The 19,168-nt window shown below is 35.6% G+C and carries 18 protein-coding genes and 1 pseudogene; 11 read left to right on the top strand and 8 right to left on the bottom strand.

Going from position 1 to position 19,168, the window contains the following annotated elements; translation table 11 throughout:
- Positions 1–2 precede the first annotated feature (2 nt).
- Positions 3–476, bottom strand: a complete 474-nt coding sequence (locus B0A80_RS02745) for a DUF4625 domain-containing protein (RefSeq protein ID WP_233430691.1) — start codon at positions 474–476, stop codon at positions 3–5.
- Positions 477–517: 41 nt separating this feature from the next.
- Here B0A80_RS02745 and B0A80_RS02740 point away from each other — a divergent pair, with 41 nt between their 5' ends.
- Positions 518–832 (top strand): hypothetical protein, encoded by a 315-nt coding sequence (locus B0A80_RS02740; RefSeq protein WP_124020556.1) that lies wholly within the window; start codon positions 518–520, stop codon positions 830–832.
- Between the two features lie 99 nt (positions 833–931).
- On the opposite strand, the gene B0A80_RS02735 is transcribed toward B0A80_RS02740, so the two are convergent.
- The 5 genes from B0A80_RS02735 to ribB form a co-directional block, all read right to left on the bottom strand.
- A complete protein-coding gene (locus tag B0A80_RS02735; RefSeq protein WP_089076328.1) occupies positions 932–1,279 on the bottom strand; it encodes a hypothetical protein in 348 nt (115 codons plus the stop codon).
- A gap of 254 nt (positions 1,280–1,533) precedes the next feature.
- Positions 1,534–1,860: a DMT family transporter gene (locus tag B0A80_RS02730; RefSeq protein ID WP_017497559.1), complete on the bottom strand. Its 327-nt coding sequence runs from the start codon at positions 1,858–1,860 to the stop codon at positions 1,534–1,536.
- A 74-nt stretch (positions 1,861–1,934) separates the two neighbouring features.
- On the bottom strand, positions 1,935–2,498 hold the full coding sequence (locus tag B0A80_RS02725) for a Crp/Fnr family transcriptional regulator (protein ID WP_089076327.1): 564 nt from the start codon (positions 2,496–2,498) through the stop codon (positions 1,935–1,937).
- Between the two features lie 175 nt (positions 2,499–2,673).
- Positions 2,674–3,252: a Crp/Fnr family transcriptional regulator gene (locus tag B0A80_RS02720; RefSeq protein WP_089076326.1), complete on the bottom strand. Its 579-nt coding sequence runs from the start codon at positions 3,250–3,252 to the stop codon at positions 2,674–2,676.
- Between the two features lie 67 nt (positions 3,253–3,319).
- Positions 3,320–3,982, bottom strand: coding sequence for a 3,4-dihydroxy-2-butanone-4-phosphate synthase (gene ribB, locus B0A80_RS02715; RefSeq protein WP_089076325.1), 663 nt, complete (start codon positions 3,980–3,982; stop codon positions 3,320–3,322).
- Positions 3,983–4,548: 566 nt separating this feature from the next.
- Between ribB and B0A80_RS02710 the strand changes: the two genes are divergently transcribed.
- A complete protein-coding gene (locus B0A80_RS02710) occupies positions 4,549–5,316 on the top strand; it encodes a methyltransferase domain-containing protein (protein ID WP_089076324.1) in 768 nt (255 codons plus the stop codon).
- A 29-nt stretch (positions 5,317–5,345) separates the two neighbouring features.
- Here the strand turns inward: B0A80_RS02710 and B0A80_RS02705 are convergent, their stop codons facing one another.
- Positions 5,346–5,939 carry a hypothetical protein gene (locus B0A80_RS02705; protein WP_089076323.1) on the bottom strand — a complete coding sequence of 198 codons (594 nt, stop codon included), beginning with the start codon at positions 5,937–5,939 and terminating at the stop codon, positions 5,346–5,348.
- A 465-nt stretch (positions 5,940–6,404) separates the two neighbouring features.
- Between B0A80_RS02705 and B0A80_RS02700 the strand changes: the two genes are divergently transcribed.
- Together B0A80_RS02700 and B0A80_RS02695 are read left to right on the top strand one after the other, a co-directional pair.
- Positions 6,405–6,824: an OsmC family protein gene (locus tag B0A80_RS02700; protein WP_017497553.1), complete on the top strand. Its 420-nt coding sequence runs from the start codon at positions 6,405–6,407 to the stop codon at positions 6,822–6,824.
- A 70-nt stretch (positions 6,825–6,894) separates the two neighbouring features.
- Positions 6,895–7,692 (top strand): alpha/beta hydrolase, encoded by a 798-nt coding sequence (locus tag B0A80_RS02695; RefSeq protein ID WP_165769213.1) that lies wholly within the window; start codon positions 6,895–6,897, stop codon positions 7,690–7,692.
- Between the two features lie 447 nt (positions 7,693–8,139).
- On the opposite strand, the gene B0A80_RS02690 is transcribed toward B0A80_RS02695, so the two are convergent.
- A complete protein-coding gene (locus B0A80_RS02690; protein ID WP_017497551.1) occupies positions 8,140–9,105 on the bottom strand; it encodes a hydrogen peroxide-inducible genes activator in 966 nt (321 codons plus the stop codon).
- A gap of 182 nt (positions 9,106–9,287) precedes the next feature.
- Here B0A80_RS02690 and B0A80_RS02685 point away from each other — a divergent pair, with 182 nt between their 5' ends.
- The 7 genes and pseudogenes from B0A80_RS02685 to B0A80_RS21110 form a co-directional block, all read left to right on the top strand.
- Positions 9,288–9,716: a DM13 domain-containing protein gene (locus B0A80_RS02685; RefSeq protein ID WP_089076321.1), complete on the top strand. Its 429-nt coding sequence runs from the start codon at positions 9,288–9,290 to the stop codon at positions 9,714–9,716.
- Positions 9,713–10,615, top strand: a complete 903-nt coding sequence (locus tag B0A80_RS02680) for a hypothetical protein (protein ID WP_089076320.1) — start codon at positions 9,713–9,715, stop codon at positions 10,613–10,615. Before B0A80_RS02685 ends, B0A80_RS02680 begins: the two co-directional genes overlap by 4 nt.
- A 251-nt stretch (positions 10,616–10,866) precedes the next feature.
- Positions 10,867–13,689: a M16 family metallopeptidase gene (locus tag B0A80_RS02675; RefSeq protein WP_233430690.1), complete on the top strand. Its 2,823-nt coding sequence runs from the start codon at positions 10,867–10,869 to the stop codon at positions 13,687–13,689.
- Positions 13,690–13,990: 301 nt separating this feature from the next.
- A complete protein-coding gene (locus tag B0A80_RS02670) occupies positions 13,991–15,835 on the top strand; it encodes an ATP-binding protein (protein WP_089076318.1) in 1,845 nt (614 codons plus the stop codon).
- A gap of 47 nt (positions 15,836–15,882) precedes the next feature.
- The gene (locus B0A80_RS02665; RefSeq protein WP_124020555.1) at positions 15,883–16,503 is read left to right on the top strand and encodes a response regulator transcription factor; all 621 of its coding nucleotides are present in this window, start codon (positions 15,883–15,885) and stop codon (positions 16,501–16,503) included.
- A gap of 363 nt (positions 16,504–16,866) precedes the next feature.
- A complete protein-coding gene (locus tag B0A80_RS02660) occupies positions 16,867–18,999 on the top strand; it encodes a DUF11 domain-containing protein (RefSeq protein ID WP_124020554.1) in 2,133 nt (710 codons plus the stop codon).
- An 11-nt stretch (positions 19,000–19,010) separates the two neighbouring features.
- Positions 19,011–19,168: pseudogene (locus B0A80_RS21110) on the top strand (DUF7507 domain-containing protein); the annotation flags it as partial.

Below are 19,168 nucleotides of genomic sequence, written 5' to 3'. Positions count from 1 at the left end.
ATTTATAAAATTTTAATACTCAAACCTTTGATCGTCTGCCAGCCTTCCTTATCGGTTAAACGAATCAGGAAATGATAATCTCCGGCATCAATGTTTTGTGGAATTTCAATTTCCTGAACTGCTTCATAACTCTTTTGCCCGGAAGGAATCGTAACAGAATTGATGTAAAGCATCGGGTTTACCGGTTTTTTGATAGGATCCTCATTGCAGGAGGCTACTTCGGTACTGTGATTGTGATGGTCGAAATTGTGGTGAATGTCCAGACTATAAGATCCCAGTTGTGCGTTGTCTGAAAACTTTGCTCTGAAAGTAAATTTTTGCCCGCGAGTGATTGTACTGCATTGTATCGGAAATGCATTCGCAGCAGAAACATCAATTACAGGATATTCGGTATCAATTTCGGTTTTATCACTGTCACAGCTTGTGAAAGCAAAGCCAGTCGCCAAAAAAGCCAAAAGCATTTTTGAAATTCTCATTCGATTTGGTTTGAGTTTTGTGGTATTCATATGTGAAAATTGTGGGTTACAAAAGGCATATTCCAAACCCGATAATACTAGGAAAATGGCAGTTTTTGGGCACAGGATTAGGCCGCAAAAAGCATTGTTTTCATCGGGAAGGAAATTGGGAAACAAAAGTAAAAGGGTGTACAGGGGACCCAACGCAATACCCAATTACAGGTATTGAATTGTACAGTTGCAGACAATCAACCGACAGCAAAGTTCTTTTTGAAACAATAGTGTTGTACGAAAGTGGTATTCCTAAAAAAGGAATAATAGAGTCAATCAGTATCGATCAAAGTATTTTTCTAAATATAGAAAAAGACATAAAATAAAGCTGTAGTGAAAAAGTGAAATACTTTTTCAGTGTGGAGAGTATCTAAAACGCATAACAGCACATCCTCTCAAAATTGAAATGATTTACTTTTGTCGTTTTAGGCAATAGGAGGTGCACGAAGGGCAAATAAAGAACCTTTGAAAAAAGGAGCAAATGATTTGGAATAAAAATGTACATAAGGAATTGGTGTACTATTTTTATAAAACTGAAAAGTTACAAAGTCAAAAGTGCTGACCGGACTGAATTTGAAATGACAAATAGCACACTCTTCGTTAGAGTGATCCTGCATTTTAAATTCACTTTTATCGGTAGGATAAAGTACGACTTTTTTAGCAGTGGAAGTGTGACTGTGTATGTGTTCATATGAATGTATCGCCGGAAATAGTATGGCAAATACTACCACCAACGGCATCAAAAGATTTATAAATTTAAATTTCTTTTTCATTCTAATGAATCCATAGCTAATAAAGCAATGAAGTACAAATATAGAATTCTTATTTGTAAATGCAACATTGTTTCATTAAAAAAATAAAGAAAAAAATAAAAGGATAAATCTTATAAGTAAAAAGACAGTTGTAGGTCTCTTTTGTCGCTTCAGGGAACGAAAAATGGCAAAAAAATCAGCTTGTACTGAATAAAATTTCCGTTCCCTGATTGACATTTGAATTTGAAGTAACTATGGTAAATGTTGTGGTCTGATTAATGTGATACCGCTTTTAATCCAATAATAGAACTTACCAGAGTAAACAGAAAAAATAATCGCCAGAAGTCAACAGGCTCTTTAAAAACAAGAATACCCATCAATACCGTTCCAACAGCTCCAATTCCTGTCCATACTGCATAGGCCGTTCCGATAGGCAAGGTTTCAGTGGCTTTAATCAGTAACAGCATGCTTATGGTTAGTGATACAAAAAAGCCGGTGTACCATAAATAAACATCGGTACCGGTTGCTTCTTTGGCTTTTCCGAGACAAGTTGCAAAAGAGACTTCAAACAGTCCCGCAATAATTAGAATAATCCAGTTCATAAGTGTAATAATTTTATGGCGCAAAGTTCCTTTAACTCCCGCAATAAAAATTTAACAAATGATAAAAAATGAATTTATTTCAGATCAGCTCTGATTCTGCTCAGACTAACCTGCGTGATACCCAGATAGGAGGCAATATGTCCCAATTGAATTCTTTGAAGTAGTTCAGGATGGTATTTCATAAGTTCCAAGTAACGATCAGTGGCATTTCTAAACTGCCTTGAAATCAGACGTTCTTCGGTTTTAACAAGTTCTTGTTCGGCAAATTTTCTGCCCCAATTGGCAATATGAACATCGGTATCAAACAATTGCTGAAGATGTGTCTTTTTTAATTCGTAGAGTTCGCAGTCCTCCAGAAGTTCAATCGTTTCATAACCTTTTTGTTCCTCAACATAACTTTTCATCGAAACAACGGTTTGTCCTTCTTTTCCGAACCAAAACGTAACTTCACTATCATTCTCCTCAACATACGCCCGCACAATTCCTTTTTTTATAAAATAGAGTGCAGACTCAACCTTTCCGGCATTTAACAGTATATGTCCTTTGGGATATTTTATTTCACTAATACAAAGCTTTAGTGCATTTTTGGACTCCTCAGGAAGCTGAAAGATGTTGTCAAGAATGGTATCGATGTGCATTGTTAATTGTTAATTGTTGATGGTTGATTCTTCATTCTTTACTCTTTACTCTTTATTCTTTACTCTTTATTCTTTATTCTTTATTCTTTACTCTTTATTCTTTACTCTGGGGCGTTGACTATTAATATCTCACATCTCACTAAAAAGATTTCGCATTTCACAGATTTACAGGAAGCTAAATTAAAACCTTAGATTTCAGTCTGCTTAGTGTTTCCTGCGAAATATTGATGTAGGAAGCTACAATTTTATTGGGCAATCGTTTTACAATTGTGGGATTGATTTTGAGCAATTGGGTGTATCTTTCTAAAGCCCCCATAGTGGTAAACGACATTAGTCTGTTGGTATTATTGACATAGGCTTTTTCGAGATACGAACAATAAAACTCCCTCCATTGAGGAACAATCTCCATCAAATGATTGAAATCTTCATGACTGATATATAATAACTCCGATTTCTCGATAACCTGTATGTATTCTGTCGAAGGCATTTTGGTAATAAAACTCACCAAAGCCGTAGCGAATTGATTTTCGAATGCAATATACCGGGTGACGTCTTTTCCTTCTTCGTTGATGTAATAAATTCTCAAACAGCCTTTATCTACAAAATAACTATTTTGACTCGTTTGCCCGGCCGAAAGCAACAGGTCGTTTTTGTCCCGCTGTACAGGTTTAAAGTGCGACAAAATAATATTGAGATCTTTATCAGAAACTGCAATACGACTTCTTATATAAGCACCAAGTTGTTTGTAGGGCATTTTTTAATTAGATGATTAGATAATTAGATTGTTGTATAATTAGATGATGAGTATCAACAATTAACCATTAAACATAGTCTTTTACATATTTTCGGTAGTAGATAATATCTTCTATTGAAAGTACTACCAAATCGTGTTGTACTGCAAAGCTAATGATTTTGTCCAGTTTAGCCATGCTTCCGTCTTCGTTCATTAATTCGCATAGGACGGCTTCCGGTTTTAGACCTGCTAATTTCATTAAATCTACACTGCCTTCAGTATGTCCGTTTCGTTCAAGGACGCCGTTGTTTTTGGCACGTAGAGGAAAGATATGCCCGGGTTTTGCAAGATCTGTGGGTTTTGCATTTTGAGCAACCGCAGTTTTAATGGTTGTAATTCGATCTGCTGCCGAAACTCCCGTAGTTACACCCTCTTTTGCTTCGATTGTAATGGTAAAAGGCGTCTGAAAACTACTGGTGTTTTCTTTCACCATATAGGGTAATTCCAACTGATCGGCTTTTTCATTGGTCAGACAAAGGCAGACAATTCCACTGCACTCTCGTATCATCATGGCCATGTCTTGTACGTTGATGTGTTGTGCCGAAAAAATTAAATCGCCTTCGTTTTCGCGGTTTTCGTCATCAGTTAATAGAATTCCTTTTCCGTTTCGCAGTTGTCGTAAAGCATTTTCGACACGTTCGACACTGGTTAAACCAAATTTTTCTAAAGGATAGGATAATGTGCTGATCATCTTTTGTTGCGTTTTTTGAATTAAAGAGCAGCAAAGCTAGACTTGTTTCAGACACAAAAGTTTGATCTAGGTCAATAAAATGAGGAGGATTCTTTAAAAGGTAAAAATCGTATAAATACCGATTATCCCAAATCCGACAGGTTTCTAAAACCTGTCGGATTTACATTCTTAAATTAATATAATCGTTCTTAGTAGTACTAAGAATACTTTTTGCCACTGATTTTATAAATTTAAATCCATTTTACTTACTATTATTAAAGAAATCTGTGGAAATCTTTCTAATCTGTGGCTAATTTTACTACTGGGTCATGGATAGTTAAAAACGTATAAATACTTATTATTTTAAATCCGACAGGTTTCTAAAACCTGTCGGATTTGTAAATGTTTAAATCAATCTACTACGAAACGACATACTTTTACTAAAAGCCGTATAAATACGCATTGTAATGTCTGTTTTTATTGTTACATCTTCCTTTAATAATTTTGTATCTTAGTCTTTATTAATCTAGATCTGTACTGATTATAAACTTTTTAGTAATCAGTATGAATTACAAAATAAGTGAGCAATGCCCTGGAATCCCGAAATTTATAATAAGTTTAAAAATATTCGTTATCAGCCATTTTATGATTTGGCCAATTTTATTCAGCCAGTAAAAGGAATGAAAGCCATTGATTTAGGTTGTGGCACAGGAGAAGAAACGGCGATTCTGTCTAATCAATTTGAAGAAGCGTACTTTTTGGGAGTCGATTCTTCGCCGGAAATGCTGGAACAATCCAAGTCTTTAGAAACGGATCGTTTGCATTTCAGAAAAGCCACCACAGAAGAAACAATAGAATCGGGTGAAAAATGGGATCTGATTTTTAGTAATGCGGCTTTACAATGGTCAGACAATCATGAGATGTTATTTACCAGATTGCTGCAACAGTTAACCCCGAAAGGACAATTCGCTGTACAAATGCCGGTACAGACGGAAAACAAACTCAATAAAATCCTTTTAGAGCTGGTACAGGAAGAGCCTTTCGTCTCTTTCTTAAAAGGATTTAAAAGAGAATCCCCGGTTTTAAGTATCGATGAGTACACACAAATTTTGTTTGATGGCGGATTGGAAGATCTTCAGATTCAGCAAAAAGTATATCCAATTATAGCCAAAGATCATGAAACCCTTTTTAGTTTCATCTCGGGATCGGCTTTGATTCCGTATACAGAAAGACTGGAAGGAGAGGAGAAGCTACTTTTTATTGAAACCTATAAAAAGAGAATAGCGGAAGGTTTTCCCAAACTTCCCGCTATTTATTCTTTTAAAAGACTCTTACTTTATGGTCGTAAAACCTAACGAAAGGATATTTACTTGTGAAGAAAACTTTATTCTTTATAGAGAATAATAGTTGCTTTGTAACCTTTTCCCACATTCCACTGACTTGCTTCAATCACTTTTCCTTTGTCGTCATACACTTGAAATTCAGCTGTGTTAGGTGAAGCAGAACCTTCATTTAAAGCTTCAAAGTCAATTTTGTTCATTCCTTTTACCAAGGTAATTTTAAAACCCTGATAATCTCCGTTTAAACTTACTTCGGGTTCAATTACTTTATCATTCAGGTATACACGTATTTTATCGCCATCTACAAAAGCAGCATCACGATAACGAACAGTAGATACAGCCGTATTGGTGACAAAACCTCCCAAATATTCATTTCTTCTGTAAAAAATCCCTTCCACATTGGCTTCCGGTTTGTACAGACTGTTGTTTTTATACAAATCTTCCGGATTGATTTTTAAAACGGTAGGCTCTTTTGGCAGCGGAAGATCGGGATTTAACGGAGTTTCTGTTGGAGGTGGTACGTCTTTTAATTCAACATTTTTCGAATCAATGGGCTTGTATTTGCCACCGAGTTCTTTCTGCGCATATCCCTGTAAAACAGCACCGGTTAGTATAATAGTTAATAGTATCTTTTTCATATTATTTTAAGGTTTTAAGACAAACATCAAACGAATGTGTTTGTATCCGGATAGATAACATTTAAGTATAACTATTTATTGCATTTACTGAAAGTTAATTATTTCTAGTGTTTTGTAACATGCAGACAATCAGTTATAAATTTACGTTTTTTTTCGCAGATGCTTATGCTGTTTATATGAATACAAATCTCTTTTAGTTGTTGTTTTCCTCTTCATTATGATTTGGAGAAAATAAATTGCATTAAAAAGTAAACAAGAATCTTGCCGTTAATACTTTCTGATAAATTGGGTTGAAGCTAGAGAAATCAGATAAAGTTTCAAGATTTTAAGTTAAGATTATAATTATATTTTATAAGGTTGTAAAATTATCAATTTGATTTATGAAGATGTCCGCCATAAATTTGTCTCATCAAATCAGAACAACGGTTTGAAAATTAAAAATTGATAACATTAAAAACTTTAATCATGAAATTTACAAGAAACGCAAACGCAAACTGGAAAGGTACAGGAATGGAAGGAAAAGGAACCATCACGACACAAAGTACTACTTTAAACAATGCTCAACTCTCTTTTAAAACCCGTTTTGCGGAAGGAGTAGGAACTAACCCTGAAGAATTAGTAGCTGCCGCACATGCGGGATGTTTTACAATGCAATTGAGCTTTTTATTATCAGAGGCGGGTTTTGTTCCCGAAGATCTTAATACTACAGCCAAAGTAACTTTTGAAGACGGAACGATTACTTTAATTACACTTGAACTTTCGGGATCGGTTCCGGGGATTACTACAGATGATTTTGAGAAAACAGCTCAAAAAGCAAAGGAGATTTGTCCTATTTCAAAATTGCTAAATACAGAGATCGCTTTAAACGTGTCTTTATTGTCTTAAATAATTGTCATTACAGGGTATCTCAACTTTAATTTAAATCTAACAAGCAACATCTTAAAAAAATAAAAAAATGAAAACAATAAATCTAAAAAGACAATTGAATCGCTTATTCATGTCTGCCGCTTTAATTTTGACCTTATTAGTGTCTGCCACTTCAATCGCACAAACTGCGCCGGCGAAAGTTAAAAATGTAGTATTGGTTCACGGAGCATTTGCTGACGGCTCAGGATGGAGAAATTTATACGATGTACTTTCAAAAAAAGGATATAAAGTTACCATTGTTCAAAATCCGTTAAGTTCTCTTGAAGATGATGTAGCAGCAACCAATGTGGTATTGGACAATCAGGATGGCCCAACGATTTTGGTAGGACATTCCTGGGGAGGTGCTGTAATTACACAGGCCGGTAATCACGCTAATGTTGTGGGATTAGTATATGTAGCCGCTTTTCAGCCGGATAACGGAGAATCGGCTTTGCAATGGCTGCAAACGGCTGCTCCCGCTCCCGAGAATGGTGTTTTGGCTCCAAATGATAAAGGGATCGTTTATTATGATGAGGCCAAGTTTCATGCCGGTTTCTGTGCGGACATTAGTAAAGAAGATGCCGCTTTTATGTACGCTTCGCAAGGTGCTTTTTATGCCAAAGGTTTTATCACACCTATTACAAAAGCGGCCTGGAAAGATAAACCGGCTTATGCAGTAATTGCTACACAGGACAAAAGTATCGATCCTTCCATTCAGCGTGCCATGTACAAACGTTCGAAAACGAAAGCGACAGAAGTAAAAGGAAGTCACTGTGTTTTTATCTCACAACCGGAAGCTGTGGCAAACGTAATTATTGGTGCAGCTAAAGATCTAAGCGGAAAATAATAGAATGTTATAGAATCTGCACAATCTGCGAGATCTGCGAGAAAATAGGTTTGATTATTTTAATTTGATGATTCATTTTTTTGGTTTCCCGCAGATTTAAAAGAGATTTGAGCAGATGTACGCGGAGCAATTAATAAAATCTTATAGAATCTGTTTCAATCTGCAGAATCTGCGAGAAAAAAGGTTTGATTATTTTAATTTGATGATGTATTTTTTTGGTTTCCCGCAGATTTAAAAGAGATTTGAGCAGATGTACGCGGAGCAATTAATAAAATCTTAATGAATCTGTTTCAATCTGCAGAATCTGCATGAAAGAACTTTTGATTGTTTTAATTTGATGACGTTTTTTTCCCCATTGATCTTACTAATTGAAGCATTTTTCTAAATACAAAAAGCCAAAGTACTGCAAGGTATTTTGGCTTTTTTATATTGATTCCCGATAGCTATTTATCGGGTAGTAGCTTTAATAAAATAGGGAGAATCGTTCCATCTTATTTTACGATAAGCAAAATTTTGCTGCAAAGATTCCGGTAAGCAATTCCAGATGGCTTCGTTCATTTTTTCAAGCAATAATTTCTTAGAAAAAGTGTCAGACACCACCAGACTGATTTCGCGTACGGGTTTAGGATCTTTAAAATGTTTAAAAAGGCCGGTTTCTACCTCATTAATCATCGAAAGTTGAGGGATTATGGCGAATCCTAATTCGGCTCGTACCAAATTTTTAAGGGTTTCAATCGAGCTAATATCATAACTGAATTGTTCTTTAATTTTTCCCGTACTTTTGATATCACAGATATCAAGGAGCTGTGCATTGTAACAATATTCGTTTTGAAGCAGAAGCAATTCGGCCCGGTCTGAAGGCTGCAATTCGTAATGCGATGCTGCGGCCATAGGATGTACCGTATTTAAGTACGCCACAAAAGGTTCTTTAAAAACCGGATGCTCCATTAAATGAGGATTTCCGGTAGGAGTTGCCATAATAGCTACGTCCAAAGCTCCTGTCATAACATCATTCATCAATTGTCCGGTATTGGCTTCTTTTATAATGAATTGCATTTTTGGAGTGGCTTTTTTCATGGCCTGAATAAAAAGTGGTATCAGATAAGGGGATAAAGTCGAAATGATTCCAACTTTAACTTCGCCTTCCAGTTTGTTTTTCTCATTCACCACAAAATCTCTGATTTCATCGGCTTCACGAAGTATCTTTTTGGCTCGGTTTATAATTTCGGTTCCTAGAACTGTAGGGGTTAACGGAACTTTGTTTCTATCGAAAATTTTAATTCCAATTTCTTCTTCCAGATTTTTTAGCTGAATGGTTAGTCCGGGCTGTGATACCAGGCAAACTTCTGCGGCTCTTGCAAAATGACGTTCCTCGTCTAATGCTACAATATATTTTAATTGCTGAATTGTCATCTCGATTGGTATATTGGATATAAAGGTAGAAAAATATAACGGAGCGTTTCGGTGTTTTTTAATCTAAGCACGAGAAAATGTAAAATACAAACGGAGAATATCAAAAATGTTCAGGATATGTAAACTAGCCGACATTAGGAGACTGTAAGAGTTCTTAATTTCGATTTACTAAATGATATCACATGAGAACACTATTTTCTTTTATAGCTATTTTAATACTCTTCGGATGTGAATCTGAAGGAGAACTGACCCGAGAAAAAATTGGCTCAATGGTAGTTTCTTCAGAAGCAATTTTGCTTTCTGCAGGAACTTTTGAAGCTGAGGGAGGCAATACCGTTAGTGGTTCTGCCCAAATTTACAAAGAAGGAGATCTGTACAAATTATCACTTAAAGATTTTAGCATTTCCAGTGGGCCTGATCTTAAGGTTTATCTTTCTAAAACCAACCGGCAGGACAGTTTTGTAAACCTGGGAAGTTTAGGAACAGGAAATTCACAGACCTATACGATTCCGCCAGGAGTAAATTTAATGGCCTATCCTTTTGTATTAATTCATTGTCAGCAATTCAATCATCTTTTTGCTACTGCTGCTTTAAAATCCAACTCATTATGAAAATTAATTTTTTGATGGTTTTAGCCACGTTTTTTATATTCAATTATAGTAAAGCACAAGGCTGTAGTGACGCCGGTATTTGCAGTATTGGAGGAGCATTTCACGAAAACGAAGAGAAGAAAAATAACCATATCGAATTTGGAACTGTTCTGGGGAAAGGCGATGTAGATGTGAAATATTGGTCGGGCTATATTGCTTACACCAGAAGTTTTAATGAAAAGTGGTCGGGAAATGTAAAAGTGACTTCTCAGTATGCCAATGGAAGTTTCGGAGGAAGGGGCTCGGTTGGAGATGCTTTTTTAACGGCAAACTATACTCCGGTTACGATAAAATTGTACAAATGGAGTTTTACTTCGGGGATTAAAGTTCCGTTTAATCAAAGTAATCTCAAAATAAACGATCATCCACTTCCAATGGATTACCAAAGCAGTCTTGGAACTTTTGATTTTTTGGGAAGTGTGAATCTGAACTATAAAAACTGGGATTTTAATTCTGCGATACAATTGCCTGTGATTAATCTAAACAAGAATTCCTATTTCAGCGAATATTCCGGTACAGATGATTTCGTGACCACTAATTTATTTGAGAGAAAACCGGACGTTCTTTTACGCGGAACCTACACCACAAATACAGCCAATCGTAAATTTTCGTTCAAGCCGAATTTGCTTTTCATTTATCATTTAGGGGAAGATACTTATGAAGATATTTACGGACAAAGACAGACGATTAAAGGTTCTGACGGACTTACCATTAATGGAAATCTAATTGCAGGATATCATTTTTCATCCGGAAGCAGTATCGAAGCCTCGGTTGCGACGCCTTTTGTAGTGAGAGAAGTGAGACCGGACGGACTTACACGGGCATGGACAGCAGGGGTGAGCTATAAAGTGCGTTTTTAAAAAAAATGGGATGGTGACTCAAGTATAAATAGGTTGAGCAGAAATAGTGTCGCACAGAAATTTAATGTGTTAAATAAGTAACGCAAATTTTTTCGTACATCATTTTTAATTATTTTGCGCAAACCATGATCAGATGAACGGAAAAAGAGCTATGCCCGTCCTTATGCGAAGATGTTTCTAAGTAGGGGAAATACTTATACTCTCAACTGATGTGGAATAATATATTCTTACTTTAAATGCCGAAATCAAAAATGATGAAATCTGTACACGCTCAAATTTTACACTTACTATTATTATTTATTGGAGTTGCTTCCATAAATGCTCAAAACTACAAACCTGCTGATGTCTTAATTGGAAATAAAACTCTTAAAAAAGGAGTACTATCCAATGGCATGACATATTATATTTATCCAACAGCGGTAAATAAAAACACAGTAAGTTATTATATTATTCAAAACGTAGGCTCTATTTTAGAGAATGACAATCAGAAAGGATTGGCACATTTTCTGGAGCACATGGCTTTCAACGGAACTAAAAATTTTCCCGGAAAAGGAATTTTGACGACTCTCGAAAAACAAGGGGCTGTTTTTGGAGATAATATAAATGCTTACACCAGTTTTGATGAGACGGTTTATAATTTTGACAATATTCCATCAACAGATCCTAAAGTAATTGATACTGCATTGCTGATTTTGCACGATTGGTCTCATTCATTACTATTGACCAATGAGGAAATTGATGCCGAACGTGGTATTATTGTTGAAGAATGGAGAACCAGGCAAAACGCAGCAACCCGCATTTCTAATTTATTCAACCCTTATTTGTATAACCATTCGCTGTATGCAAACCTTGTTGCTATTGGTGATATGGATATTGTAAGACATTTTGATTACGCTTTGTTACGAGATTTTTACAAAGAATGGTACCGTCCCGATTTGCAGGCAATTGCAGTTGTTGGGGATGTAAATGCTGAAGAAATTGAGCAAAAAATAAAAACATTATTTGCTGATATTCCGAAAGCTAAAAACCCGAAGAAACGATTTGAGGTCGCAATTCCCGATCATGAGGAACCTTTTTTTAAGTTAGCACTCGATAAAGAAATAACAAATTCGACTATATCTTTTAAAATCATTCAAAATGGCGCAGGTCAGAGTCAGACTTTTGCTGATCTGAAGCAGTCAATAACGAGGATAATGGCGTTTTCGATGCTCAACGACAGATTGAATGAATTAGCACAGAAAGAAAATTGTCCGTTTAAAAATGCGGAGGCTTATTATTCTAATTTTAGAAGAGTGAATGATGTAATGGGGATGGATATTGCTCCAAAACCAAATAAACAGGCAGAAGCTTTAGCTGTAGTTATGGATGAGTATATACGTGCCGGAAAATTTGGTTTTTCGGAAGGTGAAATTCAAAGAAAAGTAACTTTTATTAGGTCTTTTTACGAAAACTATATCCAATCAGAGAAAGAAGTTTCACATAGCAGTATTGCCAATAGTATACAATCAGATTATCTTTTACATCGACTGTTTACAGATACTAAAAGCGAGTTTGAAATGATACAATCTATTTTGAAAGATATCGATTCAAAAGCTCTTCAGGTCGAATTAACTAGTGGATATACTTCAAAAAACAGAGTAGTGACCGTTGAAGGGATGGAAAATGAAACCAATTTAACAAAAGAGAACGCTTTTGCTATTATTGCCAAATCAGAAAACAATCCTAATTTAAAGCCTTATGCAGACAGTTTTAATGATAAGTCACTGTTGACTGATGTGACAATTGTTCCGGGCAAAATTACTGCTGAAAAGGAAAGTAAAGAAATCGGTGCTACTACTTATATTTTAAGCAATGGTGTAAAGGTGCATTATAAATTTGCAAATAAAAATGTAAATGATGTACAGTTGTATGCGGAAAGTTTCGGGGGGGCGTCGTTATATGATCTCAAAGATCTGCCATCGACATTTGCACTGAACGGTTTGACAGATGCTTCAGGTGTGGGAGCATTCTCTAATATTAATTTGGAAAAAATCCTTTCAGGTAAGGTTGTCGGTACGGGAATAAATGTAGGAGCTTTAAATGAGACGGTTTCGGGTAATGCTAAAGTAAAGGATCTCGAAGCAATGCTGCAATTGGTGCATCTGCGTTTTGTAAAGCCACGTTTCGACAAGGAAATTTATGATATTAAGAAATTAGATCTTCAAAATTATCTCGAAAACAAAGACAAGGATATCAATGCAAAAATGACCGATAGTATCAATGCAATCGTTTACGGAAAAAATAATCCCAGAGTAAGAATTTTGGATCAGCAGTTTATTGATGATTTGTCTTTTGAAAGAATAGAAGCAATTTATAAAGAACGATTTTGTGATGTTTCTAACTTTGAGTTTTTTATTGTAGGTGATGTAACACCGGAAGTGCTGAAACCACTATTAGAAAAATACATCGCCAGTATTCCCGGTATAAAAAGAGAAGAAACATTCAAAGACAAAACACCTGTCTGGAGTTCCAATAAAATTAACAAAGAAGTTTTAATTAAAATGGAAACGCCTAAAAGTACTGTCAATATTCAGTTTGAAAGCGATTTTAAATACACTTCCAAAAATGCTGTTTTGGCGGATATGCTGCGTGACATTTTGACTTTACGCTACACAGAGAATCTTAGAGAAAAAGAAGGAGGAACTTATGGTGTTCAGGTCAGTGCGGCAGCTTCAAGATTTCCAAAAAATACGGTTGCCCTATCGATAAATTTTGATTCAGATCCGATCAAAGTGAACAGCTTACTTCCTATAGTGTACGACGAAATTAACAAAATTAAAAAAGGCGTTTTGGTAAAAGAGGACCTTACGAAAACCAAAAGCAACTACTTGAAATCAAGAGAAGACAGTAAAAATTTCAACAGCTACAGTTTGAGTTTATTATACAATTTTTTTGAGTACAATATAAACATGGATGATCCTGCAGCTTATGTAGATATTGTAAATAGCATCACTGAAAAAGACATTCAGGAGTTTGCTAATGCATTTCTAAACAAAGCCAAGTCTTACGAAATTGTTTTTAAACCGTTGAAGTAGCGGGTATTGGTATAGGAGGGGGACTTTGTTTAAAATGTCATTACCTTTAAAAGGTTATAAAGACTGGGTATATAAAAGAATCACACAGTAGGATTATATTTAATTGCTTTTAAATTATTGCTAAATATCTTGTTAATTTATTAAAAATTGAATTAAAGGCAATTTCTTTAAATTTAAATGGTTTATTTTATTGAATTCATAGCAATGGATTAGGTTGTTATTGATAATTTTGCTGCTGTAAATTTTAAATGGATAGGGGTTGAGTTGTGAAGAGATTTACTAAAAAATGTAAGTTAATTTTATGACCGTAGACAATTGGCCCAAACATATTCAGAAGTCTTTTATTCTTTTTAAGAGTATTTTTTTTGAATTCCTTTCTTTTTTTAGCTTTAGATCCATATTACCTGACAATAAGGTAAAATTAACTAATTCCGTAAAGTATTTCATTCTCGCTTTTTTCTTAGTTTCATTCCATTCTCAGGCTCAGGTTCAGGAAATCACACCCCGAATCAAACTGCTAGGAGAGAAATTAAGAAATTTAGATAATCGCAATCAAACAGACAGTATCAGTTACTTAATTGATAAACATCTAACAAAGCCTGATTTGACTGTATATGAACTTCAATTGTTGCATTTTTTTAAGGCGAATTACTATAAAATCATCGGTAGATCATCGGATGCGATCATTTCTTTAAATAAATCTATTGCACTGAAAGGTGAAGGAAGAGAATCGCTGAAAACGTATTATAGGAGTCTTTATATATTATCGGATTTATTATTTACTAAAAAAGATTATAAAAAAGCATTTTACTATGCCAATTTATGCCAAAACGAAATTTCTCCAGCTGACAGTCCGAGCAATTATATAGTACTGCATTTAATTATTGGATACTATTATTACATCAATTACGATCACAAGAAAAGTATGGAAGAATTTTTGCTCACAGAACGTGTGGCAAAAAAATATAATCCATGTAAGCTTGCGGAAGTTTATGTTAAAACTGCCCGTGTGTACAGTAGGCAAAATAGAATAGAAAAAGCAAAAAAAGCGATTACCGAAAGTATAAGAGTGGCTGACAGCTGCAATGATTTAGAGAATAAAATTAACGCCTTACGAACCTTAAGAGAAATTATGGTTGAGCAGGGAGAGTTTGAAGCTGCTCATAAAACATTCGAAAGGCTGGATCGATTAGTAGGAATAGAGGATACGAAGATTCGAAACAGCCGAATCGATTCGTTTGAAATTGCGAACAAAATCAAGTTAAAAGAACAGCAGAATACTTACCTGAAAAGAATCAACGATAATAAAGAAGAGCGTCTGCAAAAACAGAAAGTGGCTCTTATTGCTTCGTTAATCGGAATTACTTTATTAATTATATTGTTGTATTCGATTGTAGTATTGACCAAAAAGCAACGAATTACCAATGAAACACTAAAACTGCAAAAAGAGCAAATTGAAGTAAAAAATAATGATCTTAAACGTCTTAATTTATTACACCAAAAGATTTTTACCGTAATCTCTCATGACTTTAAGGAACCAATCACAACCTTAAAAATTTTATTAGAGAAAGAAGAGATACTTAAAAATGAAAATGAGATTGTTTCAACCTACATGAAAGCTATTGGGCAGCAATTGGAACAATCGGATGCCATGCTTACCAGTTTACTCGATTGGGCCAAAATGGAACTGATTACTGCACAATCGGGTTATAGCGAGATCATGCTGCACAACCTTATCAGCGCGGCCTGTAAGGAGTTAGGGCATCAGGTAAAGGCTAAGAATATTACAATTGAACTTAAAGTAGCAAAAGGTACAATCATTATTTTTAACTCGGCTGTTTTAAGTATAGTCTTGCGAAACGTTATTAACAATGCCATTAAGTTTAGCTATGCAGACAGTATTATTGTTATAGAATATGATCATCATGAAATAATCGTAACAGATTCGGGGAAAGGAATTGAGCAAAAAAAGATTGACAAATTATTCAAACAGAAAATAAATCCGGGACTAGGCACTAATTTGGAATCGGGGTTTGGAATCGGGCTCTATTTATGTCAGGAATTAATGCTGAAAAACAAAGGAACACTTGCTGTTTTTAACAATGAATCAGCAGGTTGTACTTTCAAAATTATCTTGCCGAAATAGGGAAAACCGCTATTTATTTAACAATTTTTTTGTCGCTAATTTGTACTATGATACATATTGCATTTTTTGAAGACCAACCTATTGTTTGTGGGGGTCTTACTAGTTTTTTTTCAAATCAGAAAGATTTGGAAGTGTTTTTTTACGCGACAAATAAGCAAGATTTATATCTTAAAGTTCAGGAGCATTCAGGATTAGATTTAATTATTGTAGATCTGATTGCAAGTGATGTGCAGGGACTGGAAGTTTATGAATACCTTCATAAAAATCACCCTGATTTGCGAGTAATTGCTTTTACCTCTCTTTCGAGTCCCATATTAGTCGAAAACCTATTGGCTATGGGCGTAAAAGGTTACGTTAATAAAAACCAGGACAGCGAAGATCTTTTAGAAGCTATTAGATTAGTATGGGAAGGCGGAGTTTATCTGCCGGACGACTATGCCTTTTTATCTAAACAAAATAGGGTAGGCACGGCAATTACGCTAACGGCTAAAGAGCTTACGATCATGCAATACATTATTAGAGAATTTACTACAGCCGATATTGCCGGCGAACTAAAACTTTCGGTCAATACGGTCGAAAATCACAGAAAAAACATTTTTAGCAAACTCGATGTGAGTAATGTTGCCGGTATGGTGCGAGAGGCATCAAAACTGGGGCATATCAACTAGAGTATAGTGATGATTTAGGTCCCTTCGACTTGAGTCTAATCGCTGTAATTTTTGAATATCAAGGGATATTTGAAAAGACTTTGTATGGAATTTTAATTATTTATTATATGGTGAACTTTACTTTTTTTATAACCCGGTTTTTTGTTAGAAGAAGCGCTCTGAAGGAGGGTTTCTTAATCTCTTTTACTTCGCTTGATTTTGATGCTTTTATCCGAAAAAGTAATCGTTTTTCACTCGGTACACGTATTAAAAATCTTTCTTTTCCTCTCATGCATTCGCTACGGCAGCAGGAATTAAAGTTGCATTCAGGTTGTTATCGGGAGATAAATACTATAGCAGTTACTACTAATCAAAACTATTAAAATGTTGAATAAAATTACATTAAAATTAAGGCAATTGCAGCTGACCTTTATACTGTGCTTCCTTTCTCTTTTTAACGGATGGAATGTCTTTGCTGAAGGGTCTAAGGATTTGTTTCCCAGTGGGGCAACAGGGAATAGAATGATGTTGTCTAGTTCTGGAATAGCACCTACTAGTACCGCAATTGTAAACAAAGGAAGAATGTTTGTTTATGCGAAAGCCAACGAAACCCTTTATTTAGGGTCTTCTGCTCAAGGTATTCGCGGAGGAACAATTCTTTTGACAAGTCCAACCGGTGATACTAGCTTTAGTAGTGGGAACTCTACTACAGTTGGTTTAATTACCAATAGGACGCAAGAAATTAATGGTCCTGTAAATTTGACTACGGGTGGTTATACACCATATAGTTTTAAAGTACCGGCAGGAGAAACGGGAGTGTGGGTAGTAGAGTTTATATCACCTAATGTAAATTTAGATCCTGCTAATGTTATTTACGCTGCTCATACTTTTACAGCTGACGGAAACTGGACACAAGCTAATAATAGTCCTTATGTTGTTGCTTGGGATATTACAGTAGCCAATGAAGGAGGAACTGCACAAAAAGGGCGTGTGTATACTAATGTTTTAACAGGATCTTTAGGTTCTGCTTCAAATAGCTTTATGTCTACTTGTAATATTATTACAAATGATGGTTTTAGGTATACGGTTAAACCTAATGGTATGACACCTTATTACTTTGCTTTTTTTTGTAACAATAAAGGGGTTAGAACTGGTTCAGCAGCAACAGGAGCTCCAAGTTATAAAAGCACGTCTATGGCGAGTTTATATAATTTAGATAATACTAAAACTGATTTTTCTTTTCAGGATCCTACAATTGTTGATGATTTAACCAATACGACATCCAAAATATTTTTTAATCTACCGGACGCAAGCTTACCGGCTTCTGCGCCTATTTTTTTTCCGGGGAGCACAGCTTCCACAACCTGGTTGAATGTGCCTATTGTTACACAAGCTATTTCAGCTATTTCGGTAAATGGAGTAGAAGGCACCAGTGGGATGGGAATTTATCCTCTAGGAGCTTTTATCAATTTTACGGCTACTGTTAACGCTAATTATCTTATCGAAATTGATGTTAATGGAAATGGATTGATGACAGATGCCATAGATGTAACTTTGACAGGTACTGCTATTGCGGGTGCAAATAAAGTAAGATGGGATGGTAGAGATGGTGCGCGTAATCCTATAACCAATAATACTAGTTTAAAATTAAGTATTGTCCTTTTCAATGGAGAGGTACACTTTCCATATTTAGATGCTGAACGAAATACTAACGGTATTATAATTACCAGATCGAATGGACCGGATCCTAATAGTAATGTGTATTGGAACGACACGCCGATTGGAACAGATACGGGTAGTACCGATAAATTTCCTCCAAATTTGTTGGATGCTTCTTCGCGTACCTTAAACAATAGTAGTTTAGCTGGTACACATAAGTGGACTACTAGTTCGTCTCGTTCTTCAGGGTATGGAGACTTACAATTACTGGATACATGGGCTTATGTGTATACTACACCCGGGCCGCCAATATCTGTACCAATTGTACAAAATGAGGCCGATTTAGCGGTAACGAGTATTAGTGATGTGGTCAGTGGTAATGTTGGATCAAATGTTACCTATACAGTAGTTGTAAAAAATATTGGAGGACCGAATAATGTAACTGGAGCAAAGTTTAAATTTTCAGATTTAGCTTCAGGGGCAAATTTAGCGGTACAATCTTTTACCTCGTCTTCTACTTTGGGAGGCGCTGTTACAGCACAGACGATTACTGGCGGTGTGCTTGATGCTATGGTTGACTTGCCAAAAGACGCCACTATTACTTTCACAATTGTCGCAAAAGTATTAGCAGCAGCTGGAAGTAATCCTACGGTTAAAGCCACGATCATGCGTCCCGCAGATTTAACAGATCCGGATGCCACAGCAGATACACATATCGGTACACCTCCGGTAGATCCTGATGTAGAATGTGACGGAACGCCTAGCGGTGTGGGTTGTAATAACGTAAAAACAGATGTTTTAACGGTTATTTTTATAGCATCACCAAAAATTGAAGTAGCAAAAAAGGAGTTTATGTAGATGCTAATGCAGATGGTATTGTAAACGTAGGCGATAGAATTGACTATACTTTTACAGTTACCAACACAGGTAACGTAACCTTGGCTCCGGTAACCATTACCGATGCTAACGCAGTGGTAAGCGGAAGTTTAGCGAGTTTAGCTCCAGGTGCAACAGATTCGTCTAGTTT

It is taken from the genome of Flavobacterium tructae (assembly GCF_002217475.1).
Classification (GTDB): domain Bacteria; phylum Bacteroidota; class Bacteroidia; order Flavobacteriales; family Flavobacteriaceae; genus Flavobacterium; species Flavobacterium tructae.
This window is presented reverse-complemented; position numbering and strand designations above follow the sequence as displayed.